Source organism: Variovorax sp. 10L426 (assembly GCF_056395305.1).
Window position 1 is genome coordinate 173,872 of sequence record NZ_JBFTJF010000002.1, and the last position, 16,525, is coordinate 190,396.

Here is a 16,525-nt window from a genome sequence, read left to right on the forward strand (position 1 = left end):
AAAGATCATCCATGCGTACGCTGATCGAGCACCTTGAATTCGCGTTCCTTGTCGACGCCAGGGACACCGTCCTTCGCGACGCCAGCATCATCATCGAGAACGACCGCATCCTCGACATCGGCCCCGCCGAGCAGGTTACCGCAAGACACAAAGGCGGCAAGTTCGACCGCGTGATGGATGGTCGAATGCTCGGCATCTGCCCGGGCTTCGTGGACAGCCACGTCCACCTGTCCGAAACGCTGTCGCGTGCCGTGTTTCCCGACAACCTCAATACGCGGGCGTGGGTCTTCCACTGGGCCAAGCCCTTCTATGCTCACATCACGGAAGAAGACGAGTACTGGGGTGCGTTGCTCGGCATCACCGAGATGCTTCGCAACGGGACGACGTGCTTCATCGACATGGGCTCGCAGTACGACCCGGGCATCACCGTCCGCGCGATGGAAAAGACCGGCATCCGCGGCGTGACAGGACGACATGCGGCAGACAATCCGCCGGCCGAACTGCCGCGCGGCTGGACGGAGGAGATGGCGCGGCACCACTTCTTTCCGAGCGCCGAGGCTGCTCTCGCCGAGCTCGAGGCCTGCGTCCGCAAATACGACGGCGCCCTCGGCGGCCGCGTGCGCTGCTGGGTCAACATCGAGGGCAAGGAGCCCTGCACGCTGGAACTGCACGTCGGGGCCCAGAAGCTCGCGGAGCGCCTCGGCGTCGGCACCACCTATCACCTCGCCACATCGATCGAAGAGGCGAAGGTCTGCGAGGGCAAATACGGCATGTGGCCAATCACGCGCATCGACCGCGCAGGTGGCATCGGCTCCAATCTGGTGATTGCGCACGGCGCTGCCGTCAGCGACGAAGAGGTGTCCCTGCTCGCTCGCCGCGGCGCCAAGGTGGCCTTCTGCCCTTGCTCATCGTTCAAGCTCGGCAAGGGTGCGACCGCGATCGGAAAGTACCCGGAGATGGTCGCCGCGGGCGTCACGGTCGGTCTGGGCACCGATGGCGTGTCCGCGGCCGGGAACATGAACCTGATGCGGCAGATGCTGCTCGTTGCGGGCATGTTCAAGGATGCGCGCATGAAGCCGGACATCTTCACCGCACGACAGGCGCTGCGGGCTGCCACGATCGACGGCGCCAAGGCCGCCATGTGGGACCACGACATCGGGTCGCTCGAAGTGGGCAAGAAGGCGGACTTCATCCTCTTCGACCTCGACCACATCGAATGGACGCCGTTTCACGATCCGCTGCAGGCGCTGGTGTTCTCGGCATCCACCGCTTCCATCTCGCAGACCTGGGTCGATGGGCAAACGCTCTACAGCGACGGCAAGGTGCACGGCGTCGATGAGGCCCAATTGCGCCGCAAGGCCAGGGAACTCGCCGCCGCGGCTGTGAAGCGGGCGGGCCTGCACGAAGAGGGCGTCGAGACGACGACGACCCTCTATGACAGCGGCAACTGATGGCAAGCCGAGGCCAGGTCGTGGTCACGGATGCGATGTCGCAGTATTCAGGCGGGGGTGAGGTCGTAGACGGAGCGCAGTGAGTTCTCGATCGCCCTGGCGGTCAGGTCGCGTGCGATGAAGACGATCCATCCGGGCGAGGCTGTCCCATCGGGCCAAGTTGGCAGCCGGTCCAATGGGTAGAGGACATGTTGCACGCCCTGGACAACCACGGGCCGTTCGTCGTCCGCCACGCCCAACAGGCCTTTCACGCGCAAGATCGAGTCGCCCCTGTTCGCGAGCAGCAACTCCAGCCAGTCGACAAAGACGCTCCACTCGACCGGGCGCTCCAACTGGACGGTGAACGTCCGGATCGCCTCGTCATGACTGCCCATCAGCGGACCCAGTGGTGCGTTGCCGGCCTGCCGATCCTCGGCCGCCATCGGCAGGATCGGTCCGGATCGCCGCCATTGGGCTTCGGATTCCTCGAAGACCGCACGAGCCGCCAATCGGCCTTTGCTGGCAGTGGCGAAGATCGCACCTGGGTTTGTCGCCCGCAGCTTTTCGAGCAACACCGCGCAGTCCGACTCGTCGACCAGATCCGACTTGGTCAGGATCACCCGGTCGGCGGTGGCCAACTGCTGTCGGGCTTCTCGATGGCGGACCAGCGTCTGGTCGCCATTCACGGCATCGACGGTGGTGATGACCTGCCCAAGTCGGAACCACGGCGTCAGGATTTGCTCGCTGAGAATGGCTTGCATGATCGGCGCAGGGTCGGCCATGCCCGTGGTCTCGACGACAACGCGCGCAAACGCGGGGATGTCGCCGGTGCGCATCAGCGCATTCAGCTCTGCCAGCGTCGACACCAGGTCGTCCCGCACCGAGCAGCAAAGGCAGCCCGAACTGAGCAGCACCACGTCTTCGGCGACTTCCCGCACCAGAAGATGGTCAAGACCCGCTTCGCCGAATTCGTTGATGACGACCGCGGTATCCGACAAATCCGGATCGGCCAGCAAGTGACGCAGGAGCGTCGTCTTGCCGCTGCCGAGAAAGCCGGTCAGCACATGGATCGGCACTCGGCTGTCGAGTCCGGCGCTGCTCATGCTCAGGCAATCTCGAAAATGGCGTCCACTTCCACCGCCACGTTGCGCGGCAGCGAATTGCAGCCGACCGCCGCGCGCGCGTGCCGGCCCGCGTCGCCGAACACCTCGACCATCAGGTCGGAAGCGCCGTTGATGACCTTGGGGTGCTCGCCGAACTCCGGCGTTGCATTGACGAAGCCGCCCAGGCGCACGCAGCCCACGACGCGGTCGAGGCTCCCGCCGAGCGCGGTGCGCAGCTGCGCGAGGATGTTGATCGCGCACAGCCGCGCTGCCTTCTGTGCGTCTTCGATCGACACGTCCCCTCCGACCTTGCCGACGTACTGGTCCTTGCCGCCCGCACTCGGCACCTGGCCTGCGATGTACATCATGGAGCCGCTCTTGCGCGCCGGGATGTAGTTGGCCGCGGGGGCGACCGGGTTGGGCAACTCAATGCCGAGTTGCTTGAGACGGGCGTCGTGTCCTTGTTGAGTCATGTTCTTCAGGTCCTCGATGGGTGGGTTCAGTTGCCGAAATAGAGGTCGTCGAGCGGGGCAGTCAGCAGGCTTGCCGTCTCCGGCTCGACGAGGGCGGGCGCAAGTGACTGCGCGGTGTTCCGAATGTCGCGAAGGATGCCGCGCTTGGCGACAGCGGGCTTCTTCGCCTCCAGTCCTTCGAGGATCTCGACGTGCGCCGATGCATCCCATGGCATGTCGGGCGAGAGCAGCGACAGGTACATCGTCGGCCCGAACTGCAGCCAAAGGGACTCCACGAGTGGCATGACGACTTCGGTTCCGGCCGCCTCATACAGCGTGAAGTGAAAGCGCTGGTTCGAAGAAAGGCAACCGATCAGATTGCGCTTGGCGATGGCATCGAGAAGCTCGCTGTTGATGGTCGTGAGCGACTTGAGCAGGGCAGGGGTGCAATTGCGGCACGCCATCTCCGTGGCCAGTCCCTCGATCAGTTCCCTGACGGCGAAAAGCTCGTTGAGCTTCTTGGGCGTGAGACGGGGAACGCGAACCGATCCTGTCGAGGTGTCCTCCAGCGCATTGATCACGACGAGTCGCGTCAGCGCCTCGCGAATCGGCATCGGACTGGTGCCGAAACTGGCGGCGAGCTTGCGCAGGCTCATCACCTGGCCCGGTACGAAAGCGCCCACCATCAATCCTCGTCGCAACCTCTGGAAGACCTCTTCCGGGACGCTGCCGCGTGCCCGTCTGCTCGGCTCTTCCGCGTTATGTGCTTGACGGCGGCTGGCGATCTTTTCCATGGCGCTCTCTTTTGGAATGTGTGCTTCGTGTGGAGTGCGGGTTAACCCGGTTGTTGGCGATTATATGTGTGATCACACTTCGTGATCAAGATATGCAGAAGAGCAGAACACAGATGCGAGATCGCCAACCCTAGGCCCGGCCAGCCGCTCACGCAAGTTTCGGCCCCGGTTCACCCACTCAACCATATGGCAGGTATTTCATGCGGTTCCATTATTCGGCTATTTCATTGAATTCCAGCATTCGAGCGGCGGCCGTTGCGGCGGCGCTCACGCTGACCTCGGCAGCCTGGGCCGCGGACGATGTCAACGTCCGCTTCAGCTGGAAACTCAAGGGCGAATACGCCCACATGTACCTGGCGCAAGAGCAGGGGATGTATGCGGCCAACAACCTCGATGTCCGGATGGGTGAGGGCGCGGGAGCACCCGCTGCACTGGGAGCGCTGCTGCAGGGCCAGGAAGACGTCGTGATCATGCCCGCCATCTTTGCGGTGTCGGCCATCCAGAAGGGCATGCCCGTCAAGATCATTGCCCTCTATCAACCGAAGACACCCGTGGTGCTGATCTCGCAGCCAGACAAGCCGGTGCTCAAGCCGAAGGATCTCGAAGGCAAGACGGTCGCGCACTCCGTCGGTGAAACGGGGACCTCCTACCTGGCGGTCTTCTGTGCCGTCAATCACATCGACTGCACCAAGGTGAAGAAGGTCCAGATGGACGCGCAGTCGCGCGTTCCGCAGTTCCTGCAGAAGCAGGTTGACGTGGTCAGCGTCTACAAGAACAACGACCTCCCGATCATCGAGGCGCGTATCGGCACGAAATTCCCGTCGCTCGACCTGGCGCAGAACGGCCTGGCGATCCCCGGACTGGCCGCGGTCTCGAGCAACGCCACGATTGCGAAAAAGCCGGACGTGCTCAAACGCTACCTGGCGGCGGTGAACCAGGGCATCGATGCGACCCGAAAGGACCCCAAGGCCGCGACCGCCGCGATAGCGAAAGCCTGGAAGGGCGGCCCCGCGCCCGAAGTGATCGAAGCGCAGGTGCGCGCGACGATGGAAGCCATCGAAGTGCAGCCCGGCAAGCCGCTCGGGTGGACGGACGCCCAGACGATCGCGCAGGCGCTCGAGCTCCTGAAGACCGACGAAGCCATCGGCACGCCGAAGCCGGCCGACGCCTTCTTCACCAACGACCTGCTGACCCAGCCGTAGCCAAGGTGATCCATGACTGAACTGAAACTCCCCGGAATGGTCGCGATGCCCGTCTCTAGAAGCACGAAAAAGAAACCGCCACGAGTCAGATTCTTCGAGCGCTATGCCTCCGTGCTTCTTGCGATCGGCGTCCTCGTCGTATGGCAGTTCGCGGTGCCGCTGTCCGGCCTCTCGGAATTCGTGCTGCCGACGCCGCTCGCCATCGCGAAGCGAATGGTGACCGACTTCAACCTGCTCGCGACGCATTCGTACATCACTCTGCTCGAAGTGCTGGGCGGCTTCCTCTCGGGCGTGGTGGTCGGCATTCCACTCGCGCTGGCGATCTTCTATTCGAAGGTCTTCGAGCGTGCGGTCTATCCGCTTCTCGTGGCGCTGCAGACGGTCCCGAAGATCGCACTCGCACCGTTGCTGGTGCTCTACCTGGGCTACGGCTGGGCGCCGAAGATCAGCCTGGCCTTCCTGATCTCGTTCTTCCCGATCGTGATTTCCACCGTGGTGGGCCTGCAGTCGCTCGACAAGGGCCTGGTCAACATGGTCCGCTCGATGGGCGCGAGCGAGGCGCAGACTTTCTTCAAGGTTCGCTTGCCGGCGGCGTTGCCGAGCATCTTCGGTGGCCTCAAGGTCGCGATCTCGCTGGCAGTCATTGGCGCCATCATCGGCGAGTACATCGCTGCCGAACGCGGTCTCGGCTACCTGCAGCTCCAGGCGAACTCACAGTTCGACACCACGCTGAATTTCGCAACCGTCGTCACGATCTCGCTGATCGGTGTGCTGCTCTATTTCGTCCTTTCTCTTGTCGAGAGCAAGGTTTCGTTTCACCGCGAAAGCGCCAAGTGATGGGAATCCGCCATGAACGTGAAGAGTTTGAAGGAATGCGTCTTGCAATCCGGCGCGGGGAGTCGACGCGATGAGTAGTGCAGCCGCCGTCACCATCGAAGGTGTCTCGAAGTCCTACGAGGTGCGCACGGGCGATGACGTGCTCGCGCTCGACCGTGTCGACCTCAACATCAAGCCCGGCAGCTTCGTCGCGATCGTCGGCCCCAGCGGGTGCGGCAAGAGTACGCTGTTGTCGCTGCTGGCAGGCCTGACGCCGGTGAGCTCCGGTCGATTGGGCATCGATGGCGACATCGTCGTCCGTCCGCATCCCAAGGCCGGTGTCGTGTTCCAGTCCGACCTGCTGCTCTACTGGCGCAGCATCCTCGACAACATCCTGCTGCCCATCGAAATCAAGGGGCTGGACCGAAAGGCCTACGCCGATCGCGCGCGCGAACTGCTGGCGCAGGTCGGGCTCAAGGGCTTCGCAGACAAGTTCCCCTCGGAACTCTCGGGTGGCATGCGTCAACGTGTGGCGATCTGCCGTGCCTTGATCCAGGAGCCCGGGCTGTTGTTGATGGACGAGCCCTTCGGCGCGCTCGATGCACTGACGCGCGAGCAGATGATCATGGACCTGCAGACCATGTGGATGCGACTGCGCAACACGGTGCTGTTCATCACGCACGGCATCGACGAAGCGGTGTTCCTCGCCGATCGCGTCATCGTCATGTCGCCGCGGCCCGGCCGCGTGGATCTCGATCTCGCCATCGACATTCCAAGGCCGCGCCGCTGGAGTGGTATCCACGAAAACCCTGCCTTCCAGCACTACGTGCGGCAGGTGCGCGAGATGTTCGAAGCCAAGGGCGTGCTCGTCGCGCACTGACCAGAGAGGCAGGAATGAAAGTATCCATACTGGGCGCCGGCGCCGGTGGGGCCGCGGCCGTTGCCGAACTCACGCGGGCCGGGCATGAAGTTGTTCTCTGGAACCGCTCTCCCGAAACGCTCGTGCCCTTCCAGGCACTGGGCGGCGTGCGCTACGAAGGCGTGCTGGGCGAAGGCACCGCACGGCCGGCACTGATCACGGCGGATCTCGCTGAGGCCATCAAGGGCGCCGATGCAGCGGTGGTAACGCTGCCGACCTTTTCTCACGCGCCGGTTGCTCGCGCACTCGCCGCCGCGCGCTGGCCGGCGAACCGGCCGGTGGTGCTGAATCCCGGGCACACCGGCGGCGCATTGGACTTCGCGCACGCCTATCGAAGCGTGCGCGCCGATCTGCCGCCGATCGCCGAGTTCTCGACCCTGACCTATGTCGCCCGCAAGTACCAGCCCGACAGCGTGACCGTGACCGGCCGAGCGCGCCAGGTGCGTGCGGCGGCGCTGCCCGGTGGTGACTCGGCGCTGGCCGTCGCTTGCGAACTGTTCCCCGGGGCTGCGCCGGTCGGCGACGTGCTCGCCTCTGCGCTTGCCAATGCCAACCTGGTGCTGCATCCGCCGGGTGCGGTTCTCGCAGCGGCCTGGGTCGAAGCGACGCACGGCGACTTCACCTTCTATGTCCAGGCGATGACGCCCGGGGTTGCGCGCACCATGCGTGCGCTCGACGATGAGCGACTGGCCGTGGCCGCGGCCTTCGGCCATCGTCTGCCGAACCTTGTCGAAGAAATGAAACTGATCGGCACCGTCGAATCGACAGTCACCGACACGCAGGACTTCGTGGCCGCGATCGCGGGCGGCGAGGCCAACAAGCGAATCAAGGGCCCCGACTCCCTGCAGCACCGGTACTACCGGGAGGACTTCGGCCACGGCCTTCTTCCCTTCCTCGAAATCGCCGCGATCGCCGCTGTGGCCACGCCGGTCGCCCGCGCGCTGTACACGCTCGCGCAGGCGCTGGTCGGCATCGACTACAGCAAGGGCGGACGCACCGCCGAAGCGATGGGCATTGCGGGCCTGTCGAGATCCGAACTTCTTCAACGTGTGAGGCAGCCATGAATTGGGACAAAGTCGTCATTGCGATCGTCGGCGGCGATCGTCGCGAACAGGAAATTGCCCGCTGTGCGGTTGCGGCCGGAGCCCAGGTACGCGCCTACGGCTTCCCGTGGCCTGAGCAGGGCATCGCCGGCGTCAACCACGTGTCGAACGCGCGCGAGGCGCTGGAAGGGGCCGACATCGCGCTCTTTCCCATCCCCGGCATCGCCCCGGACGGCGCGCTCTTTGCGCCGCAATGTGCCGAACGCGTCATCCCGGACCGCGAGATGCTCGCCGGCATGCGGCGCCCGGGACACATCATCCTGGGATGGGCCGACCCCAGGCTCAAGGCCCATTGCGAGGCGCTCGGCATCAGCCTGCACGAGTACGAGTGGGACGAGGACCTGATGCTCCTGCGCGGACCCGCGATCGTCGAAGGCATGCTCAAGGTGCTGATCGAGAACACCGATATCACGATCCACAAGGCCAAGATTTGCTTGGTCGGGCAGGGAACGATCGGTTCGTTGGTCACCCATACGCTGCTGGGACTGGGCGCACATGTCCACGTCGCCGCGCGCAATGCAGTGCAGCGCGCCGCGGCCTACGCCGCGGGCGCCGAATCACATGAACTGTCCGATGTGGCCCTGGTGCTTCCGGACACGGACATCGTCATCGCGAGCGTGCCTGCGCGTGTTCTCGGGCGCGAGTTGCTCGAGACATTGCCCAGGCATGCCCTGCTCGTCGACCTCGCAGCGCCGCCCGGCGGCATCGATCGTGACGCCGCACAAGAGCTTGGGCTCAAGTTCGTCTGGGCCCGCGGACTCGGGGCACGCGCGCCCATCACTGTCGGCCGCAGCCAATGGAGCGGCGTGCGTCGCCGCATCGACAACATCTTGAAGGAAAAACAATGAGCGCCGATCTGGTGATTCGCAACGCACGGGTGGTTCGCCACGACGGAGAGTTTCACGGCGGTGTCGCCGTGAAAGACGGCAAGATCATCCTGACCGGCGCCGACAGCGCCTTGCCGAAAGGCCATCGCGAGATCGACGCCGGCGGCCGCGTGCTGATGCCCGGCGTGATCGATCCGCATTGCCACCTGGGCGTCAAGTACCCGTATGCAGAAGACATGCGCACCGAGACGGCGGCGGCGGCTTCCGGGGGCGTGACCACGGCGCTGCTCTACATCCGAAATCTCAAGCCCTCCTACTTGCCGTTCTACGAAGAACGCAAGGCACTCGGCGAGGAGAACGCGATCATCGACTTCGGTTTTCACTTCGGCATTCAGCGCGAAGAGCACATCGCCGAGATTCCCGAGATCGTCGCGAAGACCGGGGTGCGTTCGTTCAAGTGCTACTTCGGCTATGAGCCCGACAACCCGATCGGCATCGTCCCGGCGACCGATGGTTGGGTGTATGCCGCGATGCGCATCCTGGCGAAGATCCCCGGCGCGCTCATCAACGTCCATTGCGAGAACACGCAAATCGCCGCCTGGATGAAGAACGAGATCAAGGCGACAGGTCGACAGGATCTCGGCGCCTATACCGAATCCCGCCCGGCCTTCTGCGAGGTGGAGACCATCCGCCGAATGATCTTCCTTGCGGAGCGAACGGGCTGCTCGCTGCACCTGGTCCACACCTCCGTCGGCATGGGCCCGGTGCTGGCTGCCGAGGCGCAGGCGCGCGGCGTGCACGTCACCGTCGAGACCTGCCAGCACTACCTCACCCGCACGGCCTACGACAGCGACCTGGACATGCGCGCCAAGATCTCGCCACCGCTGCGCGACAAGGAAGAGCAGGAGGGCTTGTGGCGCGGCGTGCTGAACGGCTCGGTCTATAGCCTGGGCACCGATCACGTTCCATTCCTGCCCAAGAAGCTCGAAGACCTTTGGTCCGAATTGCCGGGCGTGGTGTCCTTTCCGTGGGAGCTTTCGCTGATGCTGCACTTCGGAGTGCATCAGCGCGGCTTGCCGCTGTCGCGCCTGGTCCAGCTCAATTCGGCCAATCCTGCACGCCGCTTCGGCCTGTGGCCACGCAAGGGCAACATCGAAGTTGGTTTCGACGCCGATCTCGTGCTGGTCGACCTCGACGAAGAGCGCACGGTCCACCATACCGGCAAGGGCACCTGCATCTACGAAGGCTGGAAGCTCAAGGGATGGCCCGTGCTTACGGTGGCCCGGGGCGCCATCGTCTACGAGAACGGCAAGGTCGACGAAAGTCTCTTCGGCCGTGGGCGCTGCCTTTCCAATCCCTCGTGACCATGGAAACCGGGCTTTGCGCAGGCGTGACGGGTGGTGTAGCGCCACGCACCAGGAGCGTCAGCGAGCGCATCGGAGACCTGCACGAGGCGGCGCGGGAACTCGCCGCGCTCCGGCCGCGCCCACGACTGGAGCGGCTGTCGGGCCTCCACAACCCCTGGGGCCATGCGGCTGGGCTTACCGATGCCTGGCGCTTCCTGGACTTGTGCGAGGACCCGGCCATCGTGGATCGCGTCGAAGCGGCGATCGGGCCCGACATCGTTCTGTGGGATTCCGAGCTGCACCTCGAAGCGGCCTCATACCAACGCTTCGTTCGCGAAGGGCGGGAAGGGCGCTACTGGCCTGTCATGCCACCGGCAGGTGCCGTCGTGCTCGTGGCGCCGAGGCATGCGCAGCCAGTGACGTGCCTGGAACTGAGCTGCGTCGCGACCGGCTTGCCGTTGCTGGATCCGGACGAGCCTGTGTACGTGATCCGCTACATGCCGGCGACCAGCAGCTTCCTTCGCGACGGGCGCGCGCTCGCCAACTGGATCGCCATGGAAGAACAGCCACTGATCAATCATGCCGCGCGGCCACTCTGGCTCGTGCGCGGCGAAGACCGTGCGGGCAACGATTTCGTCACGGGCTTCTCACCCCCGGTCCCGCGTTGGGCAGGAATTCAACCTAAGGAGCACTGACATGCCGTTCGTCATCGTCGAATTTTGGGAAGGTCGCACGGTCGACCAGAAGCGCAACCTCGTCAAGGCCATCACGAAGGCCATGGTCGACGAGGCAGGCTGCAAGCCGGAGCATCTTCACGTCGTGATTCATGACACGCCGAAGGACAGCTGGGGACGCGCCGGCGTGCTGGGCATCGACATGGAGGAAAAGTGATGAATCTCGACGAACTCGATCCCCGTACCTCGGCACTCCTGGTCATTGATCTTCAGAACGCCTTCATCCACGACAACGGAACGCTCGGTATCTCCGGCGTCAACACGAAGCGCCTCTCGTCGATCGTCCCGGCCCTCGCGGAGTTGATCCCGCGTTGCCAGGCGGCGGGCATTCCAGTGGTCTGGACCGTGCAGGAGCACTTCGCGGTGGACGCGAGCCGTGCCCGCAAGAAGCTCGCAGGCCACACGGCACGGCGCAAACAGGTCTCCGCTCTTGCCGGCAGCTGGGACGAGGAGATCGTCGACGAGTTGAAGCCGCTGGCCGCCTTCAATCCGTCCTACGTCATCCGCAAGCACCGCTTCGGCGCCTTCTACGAGACCCGCCTCGAGATGATGTTGAAGATGCTGGGCACCCGGACGCTCTTCGTGGCCGGAACCACGACGAACGCCTGTGTCGAGACGAGCATCCGCGAGGCCTATCTGCGCGACTATGACGTCGTCGCATTGAACGATTGCATCTCCGGCGTCAACGGCGAGTGGGAAGAAACGGCGAAGCAGGTCTGGAAGCAATACTTCTGCGAGCTGTCGGACTCCAAGGAGATGCGCGGCTGGATCGACTCGAAGTCTGCGCCGCGCACGCTCGGCTATGGCCACATGCTGCTGATGGTTCAGGACGTGGAACGCTCCACGGCTTTCTATGTGAACCAGCTCGGCTTTTCCATTCGGCCCGCGAAGCCATTGGCTGACGGCCGGCCGTTCACCGCCTTTCACCAGGGCATCGCGATCGTCGGGGGCCGGGCGCCGGCACACCGGCAGATCGATCACATGGCTTTCGAGGTCAACGATGTCCGCGCGCTGCGGGAGCGGCTGAAAAAGGCCGACGTCGAGTTTCAGCAGGATCTGCACGACGGGCCCTATGGCCTGACCATCTATGTCACCGATCCCGACGGAACCAGGGTCGAGCTATATCAGGTCGCTGCGACCGCCTGAGTGACCCGCGTCGCCGGCTGGCGGCGACGATCATCCCTACGGACGACACACGGCGTTATCGCCGTGTGTCGTTTCGTCTCATGACACCAAGGAACCTCCATGCTGATGGGCGTGCCGGCCGAAACCGCGCCAGGCGAGACAAGCGTGGTCGCGACTGCGGAGACCGCTAAGGGTTTCTACGAACCAGAAATCTCTTTGTTGGTCTCTATTTCGAGACTAAGATCGAAAACAAGAACCGGCGCAGACCCCAGCCCATAGGAGTCACCCGTCGGCCGAACAACCTCCTGGTGCCCGTGGCGCACCTCGTTGGAGCTATGTACGTGGACACGACTCTCAAATCGGTGGCGAACCCCCCAGACAGCGAAAAGGTCAGCGGGTATGCGTGGAAGGCACTTGCCGGTTCAGCGATCGGCTATGCAATGGATGGCTTTGACCTGCTCATCCTGGGTTTCATGCTCTCGGCCATCTCTGCCGATCTGCATCTGACCCCCGGCCAGGCCGGCTCGCTGGTGACCTGGACGCTCATCGGGGCCGTTGCAGGCGGCATCGTCTTCGGCTCGCTGAGTGACCATTTCGGTCGCATTCGCGTAATGACCTGGACCATCTTGCTGTTCGCCGTCTTCACCGGCCTTTGCGCATTCGCCCAAGGCTACTGGGATTTGCTCGTCTACCGCACGATCGCCGGCATCGGCCTCGGCGGCGAGTTCGGCATCGGGATGGCATTGGCGGCCGAAGCGTGGCCGGCCAACAAACGCGCTCGGGTTTCCTCGTATGTGGCGTTGGGATGGCAGGCCGGCGTGCTCGCAGCCGCCTTGCTGACGCCGCTGCTGCTGCCGCACATCGGATGGCGCGGCATGTTTCTGGTTGGCATCTTTCCGGCCATCGTCGCCTGGGTCATCCGCAATCGCCTCCATGAACCGGAAGTCTTCGTTCGCAAGCCAAAGGTCAAGGGTTCCAAGCTGAAGGCATTCCAGTTGCTCGTCAAGGACAAGCGCACCACGCGCACCAGTCTCGGCATCGTGATCCTTTGCTCGGTCCAGAACTTCGGCTACTACGGCATCATGATCTGGATGCCCAGCTTCCTGGCCAGCAAGCTCGGTTTCAATCTCACCAAGTCGGCAATGTGGACCTCAGTGACCATCCTTGGGATGATGGCCGGCATCTTCGTGTTTGGCCAGATCGCAGACCGCATCGGCCGCAAGCCCAGCTTCCTTCTCTTCCAGGCTGGCGCCGTCGCGATGGTGCTGACCTATTCGCAACTGACCGATCCGATCACCATGCTGTGGGCGGGCGCAGTGATGGGCATGTTCGTGAACGGGATGCTCGGCGGCTACGGCGCGCTGATGTCCGAGGCCTACCCGACCGAAGCGCGGGCCACTGCACAGAACGTGCTCTTCAACATCGGCCGCGGCGTCGGCGGATTCGGACCGGTGGTAGTCGGGGCGCTGGCGACGGCATATTCGTTCCAGGTCGCGATTGCCCTGCTGGCTTCGATCTACGTGCTCGACATGTTGGCGACGCTGTTCCTCATTCCTGAGCTCAAAGGCAAGGAGCTCCAATGATGCAAACGTCTGCCGACCACCAGTCGCCCGCCAGCGGCAAGGCCTGCTTCCAGCGCAATGCCGACAGCGTCGCATCGCATCGCTGCGAAGTCACCGAACACCGCTGGATCAACGACCGCTACAAGTACCTCAGGTTGACTTCGCAAGCGGACCTCGCCGGCTCTACCAAGCCCGGCCAGTTCTACCAGCTGAAGTGCCCCGGCACGAACGACCTGAGCCCGTTCCTGCTGCGGCCCATGAGTGTCTACGGTGTCGGGCCCGAAGCCGGAACGATCGAATTCCTCTACAACGTCACCGGCGTGGGCACCCATGCGTTGTCGCACCTCGATGTCGGTGCCTGTATGGACATCGTGGGGCCGTTGGGCAACACATTCGCACTGGAGCCAACTTTCAAGCGAATCATGGTCGTGGCGCGCGGCGTCGGCCTCGCCACGATGGCACCGCTGCTCCAGCACGCGGCAAAGACGGGCATCCGGATCACCGCCGTCATGTCGGCGCGCACACCGAAGGACCTGATGCGCGACGAGTTCCTGCGCGGCGCCGATGCCGACGTTCATTGCGTCTTCGACAGCGAAGGCAGTTCCTCGGTCGAGGCCATGGAGCCGCTGGTACGCCGTCTACTGCGCGCCGGGCATCACGACGTGGTCTACACCTGTGGATCGCACCGCATCCTCATGCTCCTGCAGCGGGTGCTGAAGGACTTTCCAGCCACGCGCGGCGAAGTCGCCATGGAACAGCGAATGGCCTGCGGCATGGGCGTGTGCCTTTCCTGTGTCCGCTTGTTCGACAAGGGCGGCGACAAGCAATTCCTTCGCGTCTGTCGCGAAGGCCCCGTATTCCCCATCAGCGACGTCGTCGGGGAGGTGGAGTTTGGCTAATCTGTCCGTCAAGGTCGGAGAGCTAGGCCTCCGCAACCCGGTGATGCCCGCCTCGGGCTGCTTCGCGATCGAATATGCCGAAGCGCTCGACCTCAACAAGCTCGGTGCGCTCGTGATCAAGAGCGTGTCCCCGAAAAGCCGCGCCGGAAACCCGACCCCGCGCGTCACCGAAGCCTACAGCGGCATGCTGAACTCGATCGGCATCCCGAGCAAGGGCCTGGCCTACTACCGCGATTCGGTGCTGCCGGCCTACACGCAATACGACACGCCCGTCGTGGTCTCGATTTCCGCGGACACCGTCGACGAGTTCGCCGAGGCAGTGGCCGAGATGTCATTGCCGGAGGTGGCCGTGGTCGAAGCCAACATCTCGTGCCCGAATCTCGAGGCAGATGGCATGGCCTTCGCCATGACGCCCGAGACCACGTACAAGGTGGTCAGCGCGATTCGTCGCCGCACCAGCCATCCGTTCTGGGCCAAGCTCACGCCGAACGCTTCGCACATCGCAGCCGTCGCCAGGGCGGCCGAGGAAGCCGGCGCCGACGCGCTGGTGATGGGCAACACCGTACTGGGCATGTCGATCGACGTGCGCACGCGCAAGCCGAAGCTCGGCAACGTGATGGGCGGCCTGTCGGGCCCGGCGATCAAGCCGATCGCGCTGCGGATGGTCCACCAGTGCTATCGCAGCGTGCGGATACCGATCATCGGATGTGGCGGCATATCCTGCGCGGACGATGCCGTCGAGTTCATGCTCGCCGGCGCCAGTGCGGTACAGATCGGCACCGCATCTTTCATCGATCCGGGCGCGATGCAGAAGATCATCCACGGGCTCGAAGCCTACTGCCGGGAGATGGGCGTGGAGAACATTCGCGAACTGACCGGGCAGGTCAAGCTCGACCGACAGTTGTCGGACCGGTGGCTGCGCTTTGCGCAGCAGTCGGGTTGATGGGCGAGGCCATGAGCGTTCTCGGCCTTCAATCCACCGCCGAAAAGCTGTTCTCCGACGTGCGTGATCTGACCTTCGATGGCGTCGGCGTCACGCGCGAGAGCTACGGCCGCGGCGAATCGGCGACCGCCGACTATCTGCGCGAGTTCGCAAAGGCACAGGGGCTGGACGTGCATGCCGATCGGGCGGCCAACCTGGTGTTTCGCCTGCCCGAGGCCGGCGCGTCGTCCTCGGTCTCGTGGGCCGGATCGCACATCGACTCCGTGCCGCAAGGCGGGAATTTCGATGGCTATGCCGGCGTCGTCGCCGGACTGCTTTGCTTGCTGGAACAGAAGCGCAGCGGCGAGGCCTACCGCCTGCCGCTTGAAGTCATCGCGTTCCGTGGTGAGGAGAGTGCCTGGTTTGGCAAGGCCTACATGGGCTCCGGCGCGTTGTTCGGCAAGATCGGCGCGGCGGACCTCGACCTCCAGCAGCGCACGACGCGCGAGACGATGGCCGACTGCATGCGAGCCTGCGGCGCTGACGTCGAGGCGATTCGCACCCAGCAAGTGCTCATCGACAAGGCCAGGGTGAAGGCCTATCTCGAACTGCACATCGAGCAGGGTCCGGTGATGATCGCCCGCCAGCTGCCCCTGGCCGTCGTCTCGGGTATCCGTGGCAACGTGCGACACAACCGTGTCGTGTGTCATGGCGATGCGCAGCATTCGGGCGTGGTGCCGCGCTGGCTGCGCCATGACGCGATGTTCGCGGTGGCCGATTTGATCATGCGCATCGATGCGCACTGGCGCGTCCTGCTCGAACGCGGGATCGATCTCGTCGTGACGACGGGCATCGTGAGCACCGACCCTGCGGAACACTCGATCTCGCGCATCCCGGGGCAGGTCAGCTTCAGCCTGGAGGCGCGCAGCAAGAGCAACGACACGCTGGAGGCGTTCTATCAACTGATGCGCGCCGAGTGCACGGCCATCGAACGGGAGCGCGGCGTCCGGTTCGAGTTCGACCGTCGCCTGCTGAGCGATCCGGCCACCATGGACAAATCGATCTGCGAGGTCCTTTCGAACGCCTGCTCAGCGCAGGGGACGCGCTTTGAAGTGATTCCCAGCGGAGCGGGGCACGACGCCTCCTTGTTTGCCAACGCCGGCATCCCCAGCGGCATGCTCTTCGTGCGCAACCAGAATGGCTCGCACAATCCGCACGAAGCGATGGACATGGGCGACTTCATGCTCGGCGTGCAGGCCATGCACGGCGCCTTCGCCCAGTTGGCATGAGG

General features: G+C 64.2%; 17 protein-coding genes. 14 read left to right on the forward strand and 3 right to left on the reverse strand.

Annotated elements, in window-relative coordinates; all coding sequences use genetic code 11:
- Window positions 1-11 precede the first annotated feature (11 nt).
- The gene (locus AC1DHL_RS03470; protein WP_478100148.1) at window positions 12-1,451 is read left to right on the forward strand and encodes an amidohydrolase family protein; all 1,440 of its coding nucleotides are present in this window, start codon (window positions 12-14) and stop codon (window positions 1,449-1,451) included.
- 47 nt (window positions 1,452-1,498) lie between these two features.
- On the opposite strand, the gene AC1DHL_RS03475 is transcribed toward AC1DHL_RS03470, so the two are convergent.
- Genes AC1DHL_RS03475 through AC1DHL_RS03485 form a run of 3 tightly spaced genes read right to left on the reverse strand, consistent with a single transcriptional unit; the run spans window position 1,499 to window position 3,779 of the window.
- Entirely contained in the window at window positions 1,499-2,533 is a 1,035-nt protein-coding gene (locus AC1DHL_RS03475) for a CobW family GTP-binding protein (protein WP_478160656.1), read from the reverse strand.
- A gap of 2 nt (window positions 2,534-2,535) precedes the next feature.
- The gene (locus AC1DHL_RS03480) at window positions 2,536-3,006 is read right to left on the reverse strand and encodes a RidA family protein (protein WP_478100152.1); all 471 of its coding nucleotides are present in this window, start codon (window positions 3,004-3,006) and stop codon (window positions 2,536-2,538) included.
- 26 nt (window positions 3,007-3,032) lie between these two features.
- On the reverse strand, window positions 3,033-3,779 hold the full coding sequence (locus AC1DHL_RS03485) for a GntR family transcriptional regulator (protein WP_478100154.1): 747 nt from the start codon (window positions 3,777-3,779) through the stop codon (window positions 3,033-3,035).
- A gap of 227 nt (window positions 3,780-4,006) precedes the next feature.
- Between AC1DHL_RS03485 and AC1DHL_RS03490 the strand changes: the two genes are divergently transcribed.
- The 13 genes from AC1DHL_RS03490 to AC1DHL_RS03550 all read left to right on the forward strand — a co-directional run bounded on the left by AC1DHL_RS03490 (window position 4,007) and on the right by AC1DHL_RS03550 (window position 16,523).
- Window positions 4,007-4,981, forward strand: coding sequence for an ABC transporter substrate-binding protein (locus AC1DHL_RS03490; RefSeq protein WP_478100156.1), 975 nt, complete (start codon window positions 4,007-4,009; stop codon window positions 4,979-4,981).
- Between the two features lie 12 nt (window positions 4,982-4,993).
- Window positions 4,994-5,818: an ABC transporter permease gene (locus AC1DHL_RS03495; protein ID WP_478100158.1), complete on the forward strand. Its 825-nt coding sequence runs from the start codon at window positions 4,994-4,996 to the stop codon at window positions 5,816-5,818.
- Between the two features lie 70 nt (window positions 5,819-5,888).
- A complete protein-coding gene (locus AC1DHL_RS03500; protein ID WP_478100160.1) occupies window positions 5,889-6,677 on the forward strand; it encodes an ABC transporter ATP-binding protein in 789 nt (262 codons plus the stop codon).
- A gap of 14 nt (window positions 6,678-6,691) precedes the next feature.
- Complete coding sequence (locus AC1DHL_RS03505) at window positions 6,692-7,780, forward strand: NAD/NADP octopine/nopaline dehydrogenase family protein (RefSeq protein WP_478100162.1); 1,089 nt, start codon at window positions 6,692-6,694, stop codon at window positions 7,778-7,780.
- On the forward strand, window positions 7,777-8,667 hold the full coding sequence (locus AC1DHL_RS03510; RefSeq protein WP_478100164.1) for a dipicolinate synthase subunit DpsA: 891 nt from the start codon (window positions 7,777-7,779) through the stop codon (window positions 8,665-8,667). Before AC1DHL_RS03505 ends, AC1DHL_RS03510 begins: the two co-directional genes overlap by 4 nt.
- On the forward strand, window positions 8,664-10,010 hold the full coding sequence (locus AC1DHL_RS03515) for a dihydroorotase (protein ID WP_478100166.1): 1,347 nt from the start codon (window positions 8,664-8,666) through the stop codon (window positions 10,008-10,010). Before AC1DHL_RS03510 ends, AC1DHL_RS03515 begins: the two co-directional genes overlap by 4 nt.
- The gene (locus AC1DHL_RS03520) at window positions 10,007-10,687 is read left to right on the forward strand and encodes a hypothetical protein (protein WP_478160658.1); all 681 of its coding nucleotides are present in this window, start codon (window positions 10,007-10,009) and stop codon (window positions 10,685-10,687) included. Before AC1DHL_RS03515 ends, AC1DHL_RS03520 begins: the two co-directional genes overlap by 4 nt.
- A 1-nt stretch (window position 10,688) precedes the next feature.
- Window positions 10,689-10,883 (forward strand): 2-hydroxymuconate tautomerase, encoded by a 195-nt coding sequence (locus AC1DHL_RS03525; RefSeq protein WP_478100170.1) that lies wholly within the window; start codon window positions 10,689-10,691, stop codon window positions 10,881-10,883.
- On the forward strand, window positions 10,883-11,872 hold the full coding sequence (locus AC1DHL_RS03530) for an isochorismatase family protein (protein WP_478100171.1): 990 nt from the start codon (window positions 10,883-10,885) through the stop codon (window positions 11,870-11,872). Before AC1DHL_RS03525 ends, AC1DHL_RS03530 begins: the two co-directional genes overlap by 1 nt.
- A gap of 320 nt (window positions 11,873-12,192) precedes the next feature.
- On the forward strand, window positions 12,193-13,434 hold the full coding sequence (locus tag AC1DHL_RS03535; RefSeq protein WP_478100172.1) for an MFS transporter: 1,242 nt from the start codon (window positions 12,193-12,195) through the stop codon (window positions 13,432-13,434).
- Window positions 13,431-14,312: a dihydroorotate dehydrogenase electron transfer subunit gene (locus tag AC1DHL_RS03540; RefSeq protein WP_478160660.1), complete on the forward strand. Its 882-nt coding sequence runs from the start codon at window positions 13,431-13,433 to the stop codon at window positions 14,310-14,312. The genes AC1DHL_RS03535 and AC1DHL_RS03540 overlap by 4 nt, the downstream gene beginning before the upstream one ends.
- The gene (locus AC1DHL_RS03545) at window positions 14,305-15,255 is read left to right on the forward strand and encodes a dihydroorotate dehydrogenase (protein WP_478100176.1); all 951 of its coding nucleotides are present in this window, start codon (window positions 14,305-14,307) and stop codon (window positions 15,253-15,255) included. Before AC1DHL_RS03540 ends, AC1DHL_RS03545 begins: the two co-directional genes overlap by 8 nt.
- Before the next feature lie 11 nt (window positions 15,256-15,266).
- Window positions 15,267-16,523, forward strand: coding sequence for a hydantoinase/carbamoylase family amidase (locus AC1DHL_RS03550; protein WP_478160662.1), 1,257 nt, complete (start codon window positions 15,267-15,269; stop codon window positions 16,521-16,523).
- The last annotated feature ends 2 nt before the right edge of the window (window positions 16,524-16,525 follow it).

Coding starts and splice junctions, on each gene's coding strand:
- AC1DHL_RS03525 (WP_478100170.1), top strand. CDS start 10,689: ATGCCGTTCGTCATCGTCGAATTTTGGGAAGGTCGCACGGTCGACCAG.
- AC1DHL_RS03530 (WP_478100171.1), top strand. CDS start 10,883: ATGAATCTCGACGAACTCGATCCCCGTACCTCGGCACTCCTGGTCATT.
- AC1DHL_RS03485 (WP_478100154.1), bottom strand. CDS start 3,779: ATGGAAAAGATCGCCAGCCGCCGTCAAGCACATAACGCGGAAGAGCCG.
- AC1DHL_RS03480 (WP_478100152.1), bottom strand. CDS start 3,006: ATGACTCAACAAGGACACGACGCCCGTCTCAAGCAACTCGGCATTGAG.
- AC1DHL_RS03475 (WP_478160656.1), bottom strand. CDS start 2,533: ATGAGCAGCGCCGGACTCGACAGCCGAGTGCCGATCCATGTGCTGACC.
- AC1DHL_RS03505 (WP_478100162.1), top strand. CDS start 6,692: ATGAAAGTATCCATACTGGGCGCCGGCGCCGGTGGGGCCGCGGCCGTT.
- AC1DHL_RS03495 (WP_478100158.1), top strand. CDS start 4,994: ATGACTGAACTGAAACTCCCCGGAATGGTCGCGATGCCCGTCTCTAGA.
- AC1DHL_RS03550 (WP_478160662.1), top strand. CDS start 15,267: ATGAGCGTTCTCGGCCTTCAATCCACCGCCGAAAAGCTGTTCTCCGAC.
- AC1DHL_RS03540 (WP_478160660.1), top strand. CDS start 13,431: ATGATGCAAACGTCTGCCGACCACCAGTCGCCCGCCAGCGGCAAGGCC.
- AC1DHL_RS03515 (WP_478100166.1), top strand. CDS start 8,664: ATGAGCGCCGATCTGGTGATTCGCAACGCACGGGTGGTTCGCCACGAC.
- AC1DHL_RS03470 (WP_478100148.1), top strand. CDS start 12: ATGCGTACGCTGATCGAGCACCTTGAATTCGCGTTCCTTGTCGACGCC.
- AC1DHL_RS03510 (WP_478100164.1), top strand. CDS start 7,777: ATGAATTGGGACAAAGTCGTCATTGCGATCGTCGGCGGCGATCGTCGC.
- AC1DHL_RS03500 (WP_478100160.1), top strand. CDS start 5,889: ATGAGTAGTGCAGCCGCCGTCACCATCGAAGGTGTCTCGAAGTCCTAC.